Source organism: Flavobacterium sp. UW10123, from assembly GCF_040538975.1.
Lineage (GTDB): Bacteria > Bacteroidota > Bacteroidia > Flavobacteriales > Flavobacteriaceae > Flavobacterium.
In genome coordinates, this window is the sequence record NZ_JBEWQE010000002.1 from 394780 (window position 1) to 409368 (window position 14589).

Below are 14589 nucleotides of genomic sequence, written 5' to 3' on the forward strand. Positions count from 1 at the left end.
ATTTATGAATAGAATTAACAAATTTAAGGTAATATTTACTTTATTTCTAACTATATCGTCCTTTTGTGCTCATAGCCAGTCAAATGTATTTAAAGTGACACTTGACGCTGGACATGGAGATCATGACTTTGGAGCTGTTTACAGCGGACGAATTGAGAAAAATATTGCTTTAGCTATTGTTTTGAAGGTAGGGAAGATTTTAGAGCTAAATCCAAATGTTAATGTAATTTATACTCGTAAAACAGACGTTTTTGTTGATTTGGTTGAAAGAGCAAATATTGCAAACAGAGCAAATTCAAATATTTTTGTCTCGATTCACTGCAACGCCAATAAAAATACTGCAGCAGATGGAACCGAAACTTATGTAATGGGTTTAAGTAAAGTAGCATCAAACCTTGAAGCAGCGAAAAAAGAAAACTCGGTAATTACATTAGAGAAAGACTACAAACGTAAATATGAAGGTTACGATCCAAATTCGCCAGAATCTATGATTGGTATGACCTTGATGCAAGAAGAATATTTAGATAACAGTATTACTTTAGCAACTAAAATCGAAGAAAACTTTGAGAAGTTAGGAAAAAAGCTTAGACACGGTGGTGTAAAACAAGCACCCTTTATGGTGCTTCATAAAGCATATATGCCTAGAGTTTTGGTTGAAACCGGATTTGTGTCTAATCCAACAGAAGGAAATATCTTGAATTCTGAAGAAGGTCAAGATGATATTGCAAAAGCAATTGCAGAAGCTATCTTAAGTTATAAAAGAGAATACTTTGGTTCAGGAACTGAATCAGAGGATAGTCGGCCCATAAGAGATACGACTCCTTCAAAATCTAAAGCAACAGCTCCAGTCGCTGTTGCGAAGAATGCTCCAAAAGGAACATTTTTTAAAGTGCAGCTTATTGCAAGTATCAAAAAAACACCTTTAGAGCCTAAAAACTTTAAAGGGCTTAAAAATGTAACAATGGTATACGAAAACAATATTTATAAATATTTCTACGAAGAAACTACAAGTTACGAAACAGCACAAAAATATCTGCAAGAAGCTAAAAGTAAAGGATATGGCGCAGCATTTTTAGTAGCAACTAAAGATGGTGAGAAAATCAGTATTCAGGACGCGATTAAATAATAATCGCAAGTTCGAATATTTATATTAATTTTGTACAAACACTTAGAATTTTGAAACTAACAAGAGAAATTAAAACGGCTATATTAGTCATCGGATCCATTCTACTATTTATTTGGGGATATAGTTTTTTAAAGGGAAGAGACCTTTTTACTAATTATACAATATTATATGCTGAATATGATAATGTTGAAGATTTATCACCATCAGCACCAGTAACACTTAACGGACTTGCGATTGGTAAAGTAAATAAAATTACAATTGATGAAGTTACAGGAAAACTATTAGTGGAGCTTCAACTTAAAACAGATTTTCCAATTTCTAAAACAAGTACAGCTTATATTTATTCACCAAGTTTAATTGGAGGAAAGCAAATTAAAATTGTTCCAAATTTTGCTGATAAAGAATTAGCAGAAGACGGGCAAAAATTGGCTTCGAGTGTTGAATTAGGATTGACAGAATCTTTAGGCGGAAAAATTGAGCCAATTCAGCAAAAGCTTGATAAAATGCTTGTGAATATTGATAATTTGGTTACAGGATTAAACAATACTTTAGATAAAAATACTCAAGAAAATCTAAAGAAAACAATTACTGAACTAAGCCAGACTATGACACAGTTTCATAAAGCATCAGGTAGTCTTAACAGTATCTTGGATACAAACAAAGGACAGATTAATGGAATGGTATCAAACTTCAATAAGATGTCTGGTAATTTTAATAAAATTTCAGATTCATTAAATAAAGCAGATTTAGGAAAAACAGTTCGTAACTTGAACCAAACTTTGGCTAAAGTTGATGTTTTAATGAGCAATCTGAATTCAGGAAAAGGTACGGCAGGAAAAATACTTAATGATGAGGCATTGTATAACAACCTGACTAAAACTTCAAAAGAACTTGAATTGTTATTGCAAGATCTTCGTCTTTATCCAACTCGTTACGTAAACGTTTCTCTTTTCGGAAAGAAAAATAAACCATACGTAGCACCAACTGAAGAAACAAACTCAACCGATAAAAAATAGTTATAAATGAGTTATTTAGATAATATTTTATTCGCAGTACTTCTTATAGTAGGTTTCGGTTTTTTTACAGCGAGCGTAAAAAAAATCATCCGAAATATTAATCTAGGAGTCGATGTAGATCGAAAGGATAATCCTAAAGCTCGTTGGAAAAACATGGCATTGATTGCTCTAGGGCAATCAAAAATGGTGAGACGCCCTGTTGCAGGAATTCTTCATATCATTGTATATGTAGGTTTCGTAATTATTAATATTGAATTACTAGAAATCATCATTGATGGTTTATTTGGTACTCATAGAATATTTGCGCCTTATTTAGGTGTAGTTTATGATGTTCTAATTGCTTCATTTGAAATATTGGCCATACTTGTAATTTTTTCTGTTACAGTTTTTTGGCTTAGAAGAAACTTTATTCGATTAAAGCGTTTTATTCATTCTGATTTGACTGGATTTCCTAAAAGCGATGCCAATTACATTTTGTATTTTGAAACTGTTTTAATGATTCTGTTCTTGTTGATGAACGCTTCTGATCTTCACTTGCAGAATGTTCCAGGAGGATATTCTCATTTTCACAAAGCAGGAAGTTACCCAATAAGCCAGTTTATAGCGCCAATTTTTAATGGTACATCCAACGAAGTTGTTGGATTATTATTTGAAGTTTTCTGGTGGTTGCATATCGTAGGTATTTTGATTTTTATGAATTATTTGTACTTCTCAAAACACTTACATATTCTTTTAGCTTTCCCAAATACATATTTTGCTAATTTAAAACCAGAAGGGCAGTTTGATAACTTAGCTTCAGTTACTAATGAGGTAAAATTAATGATGGATCCAAATGCTGATCCTTTTGCTGCGGCTCCGCCAGCAGACGAGAATGCAGCGCCAGCTAAATTTGGAGCAAGTGACGTTCAGGATTTGAACTGGGTTCAGTTATTGAATGCATATACTTGTACAGAATGTGGACGTTGTACTTCTTCGTGTCCAGCAAATCAAACAGGTAAAAAATTGTCTCCGCGTAAAATTATGATGGATACAAGAGATCGTTTGACAGAAGTTGGTAAAAATATAGATGCAAATAAAGGTGTTTTTGTTCCAGATAATAAATCACTTTTAAACGATTATATCACACCAGAAGAGCTATGGGCTTGTACGTCTTGCAATGCTTGTGTGGAAGAATGTCCTGTAAATATTAGTCCGTTGTCTATCATTATGGATATGCGCCGTTATTTGGTTATGGAACAAAGTGCTGCTCCAATGTCATTAAACGCGATGATGACTAATATTGAAAATAATGGTGCTCCTTGGCAATATAGCCAACAAGACCGTTTAAATTGGAAAAACGAGAATTAAGATTTATTGTTTAATTGGTTATTTGTTTAACCGTTTAATCGATTTTAAAATAATATTTCGGTTTTTATAGAATTGTCATTTTGCTTTTAGCGATTAAACAATTTCACGATCAACCGATTAAACAAAAGTGAGAGAAATGTCAGAAAATTTAGTAGTACCAACAATGGCAGAAATGCTTGCCGAAGGAAAACAGCCAGAGGTTTTGTTTTGGGTAGGTTGCGCAGGAAGTTTTGATGATAGAGCAAAAAAAATTACCAAAGCGTTCGTGCGAATTTTAAATCGCACTAATGTTTCTTTTGCGGTTTTAGGTACAGAAGAGAGTTGTACTGGCGATCCTGCAAAGAGAGCTGGAAATGAATTTTTGTTTCAAATGCAGGCCATGATGAATATCGAGGTTTTGAATGCTTATGAAGCAAAAAAAATTGTTACCGCTTGTCCGCATTGTTTTAATACTTTGAAAAATGAATATCCAGAATTAGGAGGTAATTACGAAGTGATTCATCATACAGAGTTTTTAAAGTCATTAATTGATGACGGAAGATTAACTGTTGAAGGCGGACAATTTAAAGGGAAAAAAATTACTTTTCATGATCCTTGTTATTTAGGAAGAGCAAATAAAGTTTACGAAGCGCCAAGAGATTTAATTCAGAAATTGGATGTTGAATTAGTCGAAATGAAGCGTTCTAAAGCCAACGGTTTATGTTGTGGAGCAGGTGGAGCGCAGATGTTTAAAGATGCAGAACCTGGAAACAAAGAAGTAAACGTTCTTCGTACTGAAGATGCTTTAGAAACTCAACCAGATATTATTGCTGCAGGTTGTCCGTTCTGTAATACGATGTTAACAGATGGAATTAAGAATAAAGAAAAAGAAGGTCAAGTGAAAGTGCTTGATATCGCTGAGTTGATTGCAAATGCGCAAGATTTGTAATCTGAGGTTCTAAGTTACTAAGATGCTAAGGTTCTGAGTTGCTAAGTTTTTTTGAACTTGAAACCTGAAACAAATAAAACAAACAAAACAAAATTTTAAAATGTATATACCTTTTGAAAATTTACCAGGTGAATCTAGAGTTTGGATTTACCAGTCTAACAGAAAATTTTCTGAGGAAGAATTTTCTGAAATAGAAACTGATTTAAAAGCTTTTGTAGAACAATGGGCTGCGCACGGCACAAGTTTAGAAGCTTCGTTTTTGTTGAAATACAATCGTTTTATAATATTAGCAGTAAATCAAGAAGTGCAAGCTGCGACAGGCTGTTCTATTGATAGTTCTGTTGAATTTATTCAAAGCTTAGAGAAAAAATATAACGTTGATTTGCTTGATAAAATGAATGTTACTTTTAAGCTTGGAGAACACATTGCACACAAACCATTAATTGATTTCAAGAAAATGGTTAAAGATAAATCGGTTTCTGAAAATACAATTGTTTTCAATAACTTGGTAAACAATATTGAAGAATTCAACGAATCTTGGGAAGTTCCTGCTGCCGATAGCTGGCATAGCAGATTTTTCTAAAAGTATTTAAAATATATTTAAAAGGCATGAAATGTAGATTTTGTGCCTTTTTTTATGGTTTTTGGTTTCAAGTGTAAGATTTGAAACCTAACAGGTTTTAAAAACCTGTTAGGTTTATTTGAGATATTAGGAGCTTTCTCGAAATATTTATCAACCAGAGTTAATCTAATTTTGTCAAAAATCTAACAATTTAAAAGCCTGATGAAACGCTATTTTTGAGTATTTTCGTAGAATTAAATTTAATCCATGAAAATAGCAATCGTCTGTTATCCTACTTTTGGAGGTAGTGGTGTAGTCGCCACAGAGTTAGGTCTCGAGTTAGCCAGAAGAGGACACGAAATACATTTTATTACATATAGTCAGCCAGTTAGATTGGCTCTTTTAAATCCGAATGTTCATTATCACGAAGTAAATGTTCCGGAATATCCTTTGTTTCATTATCAGCCATACGAATTAGCGTTATCGAGCAAGTTGGTTGATATGGTTAAACTGTATAAAATAGAGCTTCTGCATGTGCATTATGCTATTCCGCATGCTTATGCAGGTTATATGGCAAAACAAATGCTTAAGAACGAAGGAATAAATCTTCCGATGATTACGACTCTTCACGGAACTGATATTACGCTTGTAGGGAATCACCCTTTTTATAAACCTGCTGTAACTTTTAGTATCAATAAATCTGATTATGTGACTTCGGTTTCTCAGAGTTTGAAAGATGATACTTTGAAATTATTCAAAATCAAGAATAAAATTAAGGTGATTCCAAACTTTATTGAGCTAGACAAAGTAAAGAAAGACCCAAATGCGCCTTGTCATCGTTATGTAATGGCCAATGAGAATGAGCGTATTATTACTCATATTAGTAATTTTAGAAAAGTAAAACGCATTCCAGATATTATTAAGATTTTCTATAATGTTCAAAAAGAAATTCCGGCCAAACTGATGATGGTTGGTGATGGACCTGAAAAAGAAAAGGCAGAGATTTTATGTCAGGAATTGGGTATCTTAGATAAAGTTATTTTCTTTGGAAATAGCCATGAGATTGATAAAATCTTATGTATGACCGATTTGTTTTTATTGCCTTCAGAAACCGAAAGTTTTGGTTTGGCAGCATTGGAAGCAATGGCATGTGGTGTTCCAGTAATTTCAAGTAATTCTGGCGGATTGCCTGAAGTTAATTTTGATGGTTTTTCTGGATACTTAAGCAATGTCGGAAATGTTGAAGAAATGGCTCAAAATGCACTAAAAATATTAAAAGATGATGCTACTTTAAGTCAGTTTAAAGCAAATGCTCTAGAAGTGGCAAGAAAATTTGACATTAAAAACATCTTACCTAAATACGAGGCGTTATACCAAAAAGCGGTTGATGATTATAAGTTGGAGAAACACTAATTTAAAAAGGATAAAATGAAAAAAGTAATTTCTGTTTTAGCGATTTTTGTTTTGATTTCGTGCGGAGTGAAGAAAGTTGAAAAATCAAATGCGTTGTATGAAGTTTTAACAATACAATCAGATGGCGGTGGCAATATTAAATTTTTCGAAATTCTGACTGAGCCTAACGAAATTAAAATGCTTGAAAATGATCCGCTTTTGGCTAATAAGATGAAGAATCCAGATGTTCAAGATTATAATTATGTGATTCTGAATATGGGCGAAAAAAACACTAGCGGCTATACTATCGATGTTGAAAAGGTTGAAGAAACAGATAAAAATATTATTATAACAGTAAAAGAAAATAGTCCTGCAAAAGACGCAATGACAATGCAGGTGATTTCGTATCCTTATACGGTTGTAAAAATTCATTCTAAGAAAGAAATTATTATTAAATAAAATTATATAAAGACTGGCTTCGACTCCGCTCAGCCTGACATTGATTGTTTTTAGGAAGCGATTTAAAAGTTTGTCAAGCTGAGCGGAGTCAAAGCCCTTTTTAAATTTCTTTTGAAACCATAAAAAAAGCCTGTCGCTTTTAAACGACAGGCTTCTTCTTACAATTATTTTTTATTTTTATTTAGAATCTAAATTTAACTCCTAAACCAACATCAAATCCGAAATTATCATCGTCATAATAACCTGAACCAATTTCTGGTCTTGCGTCTAATGATAAAGTAAGCGGTACTTCTTTAAATCTATATTCTATACCGATATCTCCAGCAGCAAAAACATAAGTTCCGCTATCGCTGTATCTGTAATTGTTGTTATAGTAATCGTGATCCCAAGCTGCTAGTCCTCCTCCGACACCAGCATACCAGTTAAAACCTCCGTCGATGTTCCAAACCCATTGGTAAAGAGCAACTCCTTTTATTGCGTCTACATCACTGCTGTTTCTCCATCCTAAATCAAATTCAAGTCTGTTTTTTTGATTTAATCCTAACTGGTAAGATATTTCTCCTCCAAATCCGTTGTTGTCACCTAAACGTAATCCTAAAGCGTGTTTTGAAATTTCTTGTGATTGAGCCGTAAATGCTAAACCAAGAAGCATAAGGGCAGATAAAAGTATCTTTTTCATAAAAATGGTAAATTAATTTTTTTCAAATGTATTATTACAGTCAGATACAAAACGTATAACATTTTTGAAAATTGTTATATAATTTACATTTTCGAGATTTTGGAGTGTTAAAATTCTTAAAAACCTGCTTTTGAGGTGTTTATTTTAGGATTATGGATGAAATTAGCTGAGAAGTGAGGATATCTTCCATTTCTAAAAGATTTTCTTCTTCTGCAAAATTACTGGCTTTATAAGAAAACAGTTTCCAGCGTTTTTTATGATATTCAAGAGCCGTTAAGTTTTCTACCCAATCACCAGAATTGAGGTATAAAGTAGAACCGTGTTTGTTTTCTTTCGTTACGATTTTTGGTTCGTGAATGTGCCCGCAAATAACATAGTCGTAATTTTTTTCTATAGCTAGATCGGTGGCAGTAGTTTCAAAATCAGAAATAAACTTTACTGCTTTTTTAACGCTTGCTTTTATTTTTTTAGAAAAAGAATAAGGTTCGCGTCCTAATTTTGCCAAGCACCAGTTGGCAAATCTGTTTGTTAAAATTAGATAATCGTAACCTAAACCACCTAATTTAGCAATCCATTTTGAATGCTGAACAGAGGCATCAAAAACGTCTCCGTGAAAAATCCAGGCTTTTTTATCGTCTAATTCTAAAACCAATTTATCAACAAGAGCAAAATTTCCCATATTCATATCACTGAATTTTCGAAGGATCTCATCGTGATTTCCAGTAATATAATACACTTTTGTTCCTTTAGAAGCCATTCCGATAATACGCTGAATGACGCGTAAATGTGCTTTTGGAAAATAAGATTTGCGAAACTGCCAAGCATCAATTATATCACCGTTTAAAACTAAAGTTTTTGGTTTAATGCTTGAAAGATAGTTGTTTAATTCCTTTGCGTGGCTTCCGTAAGTTCCTAAATGGACATCAGAAAGAATGACCAATTCAACATTTCTTTTTTTCAATTTTTCTTGATTTGAAGTTTTACAAATGAAAGAAAGTTTGTGAAATTTGAGTTTATTAAAAGGTTATTAAAAAGAGGATAATTTTACCAAATTGTGATTTTTATCCCATTTAATGTTTCGTTAATAATACCAGTTTTAAATTTTTTAATTTAATTCATAAAACTTACATTTGCTCAAAACAAAACACAATGGCAGGAAACAGCTTCGGCACATTATATAAAGTAACTACATTTGGAGAATCTCACGGTGAAGCTTTAGGCGGCATTATTGACGGATGTCCTCCAGGAATACAATTAGATTTTGAAGCAATTGAAGTAGATATGGCTCGTAGAAAGCCAGGTCAGTCAGCAATTGTTACGCAAAGAAAAGAACCAGACAGTGTTCAATTTTTATCTGGAATATTTGAAGGAAAAACAACTGGAACTCCAATCGGTTTCATTATTCCAAATACCAATCAAAAATCAGACGATTACTCTCATATAAAAGATAATTACAGACCAAGCCATGCTGATTATGTTTACGATCAGAAATATGGTTTTCGCGATTATCGCGGTGGCGGAAGAAGTTCTGCAAGAGAAACAGCAAGTAGAGTAGTAGCGGGTGCAATTGCAAAGCAAATGCTGCCAGAAATCAAAATCAATGCTTATGTTTCTTCTGTTGGTCCAATTCATTTAGATACACCTTATCAGGAATTGGATTTTTCTAAAATTGAAAACAATCCGGTACGTTGTCCAGATGAAAAATCTGCAGCAATTATGGAAGAATATATTCGCGATATTCGCAAGCAGGGAGATACTGTTGGAGGTGTTGTGACTTGCGTAATTCAGAATGTTCCAGTTGGTTTAGGAGAACCAGTATTTGATAAACTTCATGCTGAATTAGGAAAAGCAATGCTTTCTATTAATGCGGTAAAAGGTTTTGAATACGGAAGCGGTTTCTCTGGTGCTGAAATGAAAGGAAGCGAACACAACGATTTATATAATCCAGACGGAACGACAAAAACAAATCTTTCTGGCGGAATCCAAGGTGGTATTAGCAACGGAATGGATATCTATTTCAGAGTTGCTTTTAAACCTGTTGCAACTATCATGCAGACTCAAGATTCTTTAGATAATAAAGGTAACATTACACCAATGACAGGAAAAGGACGTCATGATCCGTGTGTAGTGCCTCGCGCAGTGCCAATCGTAGAAGCGATGGCGGCAATTGTTTTGGCAGATTTTTATTTAATCAACAAAACATATTAATAAAAGGTAAGACAGTGAGGGTCTTATATTTTAATAATTAAAAAATAATTTAATGCAAGAAGTTACAGAAACTAAAAAACAATCATTTCTTTCGGGATTAACAGGGCAGATTATAATTGCAATGGTTCTAGGAGCTATTTTAGGAATTATATTGCACAATAGTATTTCGCCCGAATCTGCGCAGGCATTTAGTAGTAAAATTAAAATGCTGGCAACCATCTTTATTCGTTTGGTTCAAATGATTATTTCTCCATTGGTTTTTACAACTTTGGTGGTTGGAATTGCGAAATTAGGTGATATTAAAACTGTTGGAAGAATTGGAGGAAAAGCTATTGGATGGTTTTTTACTGCTTCATTTATTTCTCTTCTAATTGGATTGTTTTATGTAAATATTTTACAGCCAGGCGTTGGTCTAAAACTGGATCACGTAGATATGGCAGCTGCTTCTGAAGTTACAGGTAAAACACAAAACCTGTCTTTTGATAATTTTGTTGAGCATATTGTACCCAAAAGTATCGTTGAAGCAATGGCAACTAATGAGATTCTGCAAATTGTAGTTTTCTCAATTTTCTTTGGATTGGCAGCGGCTTCTTTAGGGCCTACTGTAAAGCCAATAATAGGTGCTTTCGATAAATTATCGCACATCGTTTTAAAAATGGTAAACTATGTAATGAAATTTGCGCCAATTGGAGTTTTTGGAGCAATTGCAGGTGTGTTTGCTATAAGAGATGCAGAAGAATTGGTAATTACTTACTTCAAATTTTTCGGTTCGTTTTTAATTGGTATCAGTACTCTATGGGTTATTTTAATTGCTATTGGATATATTTTCCTTAAAGGAAGAATGACTGAATTGTTAAGACGTATTACTGGACCTTTGGCTATTGCTTTTGGAACAACAAGTAGTGAGGCTGTATTTCCGAAATTGACAGAAGAGCTAGAAGGTTTTGGAGTAAAAGATAAAATCGTTTCTTTTATGCTTCCTCTTGGATATTCTTTTAACCTGGATGGAAGTATGATGTACATGACTTTTGCAAGTATCTTTATTGCTCAGTTTTATAACGTGCATTTAGATTTGGGAACGCAAATGGCGATGCTTTTAGTTTTGATGCTTACCAGTAAAGGTATTGCAGGTGTGCCAAGAGCAAGTTTAGTTGTAGTTGCTGCAACTTGCGGTATGTTTGATATTCCGATTGAGGGAATTGCGTTAATTCTTCCAATTGACCATTTCTGTGATATGTTTAGAAGTGCTACGAATGTATTAGGAAATGCATTAGCTACTTCTGTTGTAGGACAATGGGAGGAAAATAAAGAATAAAAATATACTGAGATTTTAATTTTTATCTTAGTTATTGTAATAATATTTGAAAAGCTGTATTTTTTATTGAAATGCAGCTTTTTTTTATTTTAAAGTGTATATTTGATCAAATTAGCCGATTAATGCCCCACAAACGGATTTTTTTACTCTTATTCTTGGTTCTGAATTGCTTTGCCAATTCAGCAATCGCGCAATCTAATTGTAACCTCGATCCTAAAATTGATAAGAATGTAAAGAAAGCGCTTTTAAATTTTAGAGAATCCAATTTCGAAAAATCACTTATCTATTCCAGAGCTGCCCTAAATGCAGCGACAGCAATAAAAGATTATTGCCTTACAGCTCGTTCTTATAATATTATAGCTGCCAATTATAACGAATTAGAAGAGTATGATAAAGCCATTTTTTTCTATAAAAAAGGTTTGTATTATGCTAATAAAACTAATAATGATTCCTTAAAATGTAACCTTTATAATAATTTAGGAAACATGTATTGTTTTGGAAAAGAACAATTTGATGAAGGAATTCGCAGTTATAAAAAAGCAGTGGCTTACGCTTTGAAAATAAATGATTTAAAAGAAGTTTATTTTACAAACGTAAATATTGCATGGGCTTATTTTGATATTGGAAATTACAATCAGGGATATCTCTTTTTAAAGTATGTAAATAGTACTAAAATAAAGTACAATGACGAATCAACAGAGGTTATTGTTGCTATGTTGAATGGTATTTACTCTAGCTATAAAAATGATAATAAGGAAGCCAACGCCTATTTTTTAAGTGCTATTGAATCAGGCAAAAAATGTCAGGAGAAAATAGATCTGTCGCGTGCTTATTTAGAATATTCGCATTTTTTAAATAAAACCAACAGGCATAAAGAGGCGTACGATGCACTTGTTAAGCATTATGATATTTCAGATAATCTATATGATGCTAAGAAAATTAAAAAAGCTTCTCAGGCTGGTTTAAGTCTAGAATTGGACGAATATAAAAGGCAGATTGATAAAGTTGAGGGAGAAAAAGTAGAACAATCTCAAAGCTTAAGGAAATCAAAAATTATTGTAATTCTTTTTATTTTAATTTCGTTGATTCTTTTAATTCTAATTATCACACTTATAAAGAATATTAGATACAAGAAAAAGCATAATTTAGAGCTTCTTAAAGCTAAAGAAATTGCAGAAGAAGCTTCTTTACTCAAAACTCAATTTATATCTACCATAAGCCACGAATTGCGTACGCCGCTTTATGGAGTTGTGGGAATAACCAACATGTTGCTCGAAGAACATAAAGAAATCTCTAGAAGCCAGCATTTAAGTTCTCTTAAATTTTCTGCTAGATATTTATTGTCCTTAGTAAATGATATTTTACAGATTAATAAAATTGAAGAAAACAAAATCGTACTTGAAAATCTGACTTTTAATATTTCTGATGAAATTACGGTAATTAAAAATTCACTTTCTTTTCTTTCGCAGAAAAATAATAATAGTATTTCTATTGATATAGATACTAACATTCCAGAGTATTTAATTGGTGATAAACTCCGTCTAGCTCAGATTTTGATGAATTTGGTGAGTAATGCATTGAAGTTTACAAAAGACGGAAAAGTAGAGATTATAGTAAAGCTCGATAAAGTAGAAGGGAAGCTTCATTATTTAGATTTCTTAATTAAAGATAATGGAATAGGAATCGCAGTTGTAGATCAAAATAAGATTTTTGAGAAGTTTGTACAAGTTGGCAGAAAGGATGAAGATTATCAAGGTACTGGTTTAGGGCTTAGTATTGTAAAAAGATTGTTAGGGCTTTTTGGAAGTACAATTACGCTGGATAGTGATCTCGGAAAAGGAACCGCATTTTCGTTTACAATTGCTTTTGAACACGATTTAGCTAAAACTAAAAGCATTATTAATGAAATTGAAGTTGATTTGACTTCTAGCGAAATTTATAAAATTTTAGTTGTAGAAGATAATCTGATTAATCAGCTTGTGACGAAAAAAATTATCGAAAAAAATAATTATTCCTGCAAAGTGGTTGATGATGGTTTTGCGGCTCTTAAAGCCTTACAAAATGAAACATTCGATTTAATTTTAATGGATATTAATATGCCTTTGATGAACGGATTTGAAACCACAAAACGAATACGTCTTCAAGGCATAGAAACTCCAATTGTAGCCTTGACTGCTTTTGATAAAGATGAAATTACAGATGAAGCTATTTCCTCTGGTATGAATGATATTATAATTAAACCTTTTGAACCGGTTAAATTATTTAAAATAATCAATTTCCTTATAAAAGAAAAAAACGCTGTTTAGTACCAGCGTTTTTTGTTTTTCTTAGCGTTTGTTGATTTTCTCGATTTATGAGCGCCACCGCTTCTGTTTGAGTTTTTAGGCTTTTCTCCAGCTTCTGGACTTCCAGAATGCCATTGATACGGATGGTCGGCAATAGTCTTTACATCTACTTTGATTAATTTTTGAATGTCTTTCCAATAAGGAAGTTCATCTTTTCCGCAGAAAGAAATTGCAATTCCGCCATTTCCTGCACGACCTGTTCTTCCGATACGGTGAACGTAGGTTTCAGGAATATTCGGTAAGTCAAAATTGATTACATAAGGAAGCTGTTCGATATCAATTCCTCTTGCAGCAATATCGGTTGCAACTAGTACTCCAACTTCTTTATTTTTAAAGGCGTCAAGAACTCTTTGTCTTGCATTTTGTGATTTATCTCCATGAATTGCCTCCGCAGGAATGTCTTTTTTGCGAAGCGCTTTTACCACATTATCAGCGCCATGTTTTGTTCTAGAAAAAACAAGCACGTTTGATAAATTCTCTTCTTTAATTAAAGTATATAGCAAGTTTCTTTTTTCTGTTTTATCAACAAAATAAATGCGTTGTTCTACATTTTCAGCAGTAGATGAAACGGGAGAAACTTCTACTTTTGCTGGATCTTGAAGAAACATTTCTGCAAGTTCACGAATAGCGATTGGCATTGTTGCAGAGAAAAGTAAAGTTTGTCTGTTTTTTGGAGTAAGTTTTACGATTTTTTTCACATCGTTAATAAAACCCATATCCAACATCTGATCGGCTTCATCTAGCACTAAAGTGTGCAAATGATTTAAATCAAGAAAACCTTGTTTATGAAGGTCAAGCAAACGTCCAGGTGTAGCAATTAACACATCAACTCCGTTTTTTAAAGCGTCTACTTGAGGGTTTTGCGAAACTCCTCCAAAAATAGTCAGCTGTGTTAAATTGGTGTATTTTGCGTAAGTGTCAAAACTTTGTCCAATTTGCACTGCTAGCTCACGAGTAGGTGTAACTACAAGCGCACGAATCTGTTTGGCTTTTTTTGACGAACCAACAATACGATGTAATTGGTGTATGATTGGAATGGCAAATGCTGCCGTTTTTCCTGTTCCTGTTTGCGCACAGCCAATTAAATCACGGCCTTCTAAAACAATCGGAATTGCTTTTTCTTGAATTGGGGTCGGATTTAAATAGCCTTCTTCAAATACGGCTTTTTGTATACTTTTTGAAAGTGATAGATCTTCGAATAACATATCTTAG

13 protein-coding genes are annotated in these 14589 nt (G+C 33.1%); 10 read left to right on the top strand and 3 right to left on the bottom strand.

The genetic code is table 11. The annotated features are described in order from the left end of the window. Positions 1 to 4: 4 nt before the first annotated feature. The 7 genes from ABXT06_RS04060 to ABXT06_RS04090 all read left to right on the top strand — a co-directional run bounded on the left by ABXT06_RS04060 (position 5) and on the right by ABXT06_RS04090 (position 6830). Positions 5 to 1126 (top strand): N-acetylmuramoyl-L-alanine amidase family protein, encoded by a 1122-nt coding sequence (locus ABXT06_RS04060; RefSeq protein ID WP_354589597.1) that lies wholly within the window; start codon positions 5 to 7, stop codon positions 1124 to 1126. A 50-nt stretch (positions 1127 to 1176) separates the two neighbouring features. Continuing rightward, positions 1177 to 2142, top strand: a complete 966-nt coding sequence (locus ABXT06_RS04065; protein ID WP_354589598.1) for an MlaD family protein — start codon at positions 1177 to 1179, stop codon at positions 2140 to 2142. A gap of 6 nt (positions 2143 to 2148) precedes the next feature. Next, on the top strand, positions 2149 to 3489 hold the full coding sequence (locus ABXT06_RS04070; protein WP_354589599.1) for a 4Fe-4S dicluster domain-containing protein: 1341 nt from the start codon (positions 2149 to 2151) through the stop codon (positions 3487 to 3489). Positions 3490 to 3625: 136 nt separating this feature from the next. Beyond that, on the top strand, positions 3626 to 4417 hold the full coding sequence (locus tag ABXT06_RS04075; RefSeq protein WP_308069154.1) for a heterodisulfide reductase-related iron-sulfur binding cluster: 792 nt from the start codon (positions 3626 to 3628) through the stop codon (positions 4415 to 4417). Between the two features lie 100 nt (positions 4418 to 4517). Continuing rightward, entirely contained in the window at positions 4518 to 5000 is a 483-nt protein-coding gene (locus ABXT06_RS04080; RefSeq protein ID WP_026730146.1) for a hypothetical protein, read from the top strand. Positions 5001 to 5246: 246 nt separating this feature from the next. Further along, complete coding sequence (gene bshA / locus ABXT06_RS04085) at positions 5247 to 6392, top strand: N-acetyl-alpha-D-glucosaminyl L-malate synthase BshA (protein ID WP_354589600.1); 1146 nt, start codon at positions 5247 to 5249, stop codon at positions 6390 to 6392. A 15-nt stretch (positions 6393 to 6407) separates the two neighbouring features. Beyond that, positions 6408 to 6830, top strand: coding sequence for a protease complex subunit PrcB family protein (locus ABXT06_RS04090; protein ID WP_354589601.1), 423 nt, complete (start codon positions 6408 to 6410; stop codon positions 6828 to 6830). A gap of 181 nt (positions 6831 to 7011) precedes the next feature. Here the strand turns inward: ABXT06_RS04090 and ABXT06_RS04095 are convergent, their stop codons facing one another. Both ABXT06_RS04095 and ABXT06_RS04100 read right to left on the bottom strand, forming a co-directional pair. Next, positions 7012 to 7509: a hypothetical protein gene (locus ABXT06_RS04095; RefSeq protein ID WP_095930509.1), complete on the bottom strand. Its 498-nt coding sequence runs from the start codon at positions 7507 to 7509 to the stop codon at positions 7012 to 7014. Positions 7510 to 7648: 139 nt separating this feature from the next. Then, positions 7649 to 8470, bottom strand: a complete 822-nt coding sequence (locus ABXT06_RS04100) for a UDP-2,3-diacylglucosamine diphosphatase (RefSeq protein ID WP_354589602.1) — start codon at positions 8468 to 8470, stop codon at positions 7649 to 7651. A 188-nt stretch (positions 8471 to 8658) separates the two neighbouring features. On the opposite strand from ABXT06_RS04100, the gene aroC reads away from it, so the two are divergent. The 3 genes from aroC to ABXT06_RS04115 all read left to right on the top strand — a co-directional run bounded on the left by aroC (position 8659) and on the right by ABXT06_RS04115 (position 13338). Next, positions 8659 to 9717, top strand: coding sequence for a chorismate synthase (aroC, locus tag ABXT06_RS04105; protein WP_354589603.1), 1059 nt, complete (start codon positions 8659 to 8661; stop codon positions 9715 to 9717). A gap of 52 nt (positions 9718 to 9769) precedes the next feature. Beyond that, complete coding sequence (locus tag ABXT06_RS04110) at positions 9770 to 11032, top strand: dicarboxylate/amino acid:cation symporter (protein WP_354589604.1); 1263 nt, start codon at positions 9770 to 9772, stop codon at positions 11030 to 11032. Between the two features lie 122 nt (positions 11033 to 11154). Further along, positions 11155 to 13338 (top strand): response regulator, encoded by a 2184-nt coding sequence (locus ABXT06_RS04115; protein ID WP_354589605.1) that lies wholly within the window; start codon positions 11155 to 11157, stop codon positions 13336 to 13338. Here the strand turns inward: ABXT06_RS04115 and ABXT06_RS04120 are convergent. Beyond that, positions 13335 to 14582: a DEAD/DEAH box helicase gene (locus ABXT06_RS04120; protein WP_111379190.1), complete on the bottom strand. Its 1248-nt coding sequence runs from the start codon at positions 14580 to 14582 to the stop codon at positions 13335 to 13337. The two genes, ABXT06_RS04115 and ABXT06_RS04120, sit on opposite strands and share 4 nt — an antisense overlap. Between the last annotated feature and the right edge of the window lie 7 nt (positions 14583 to 14589).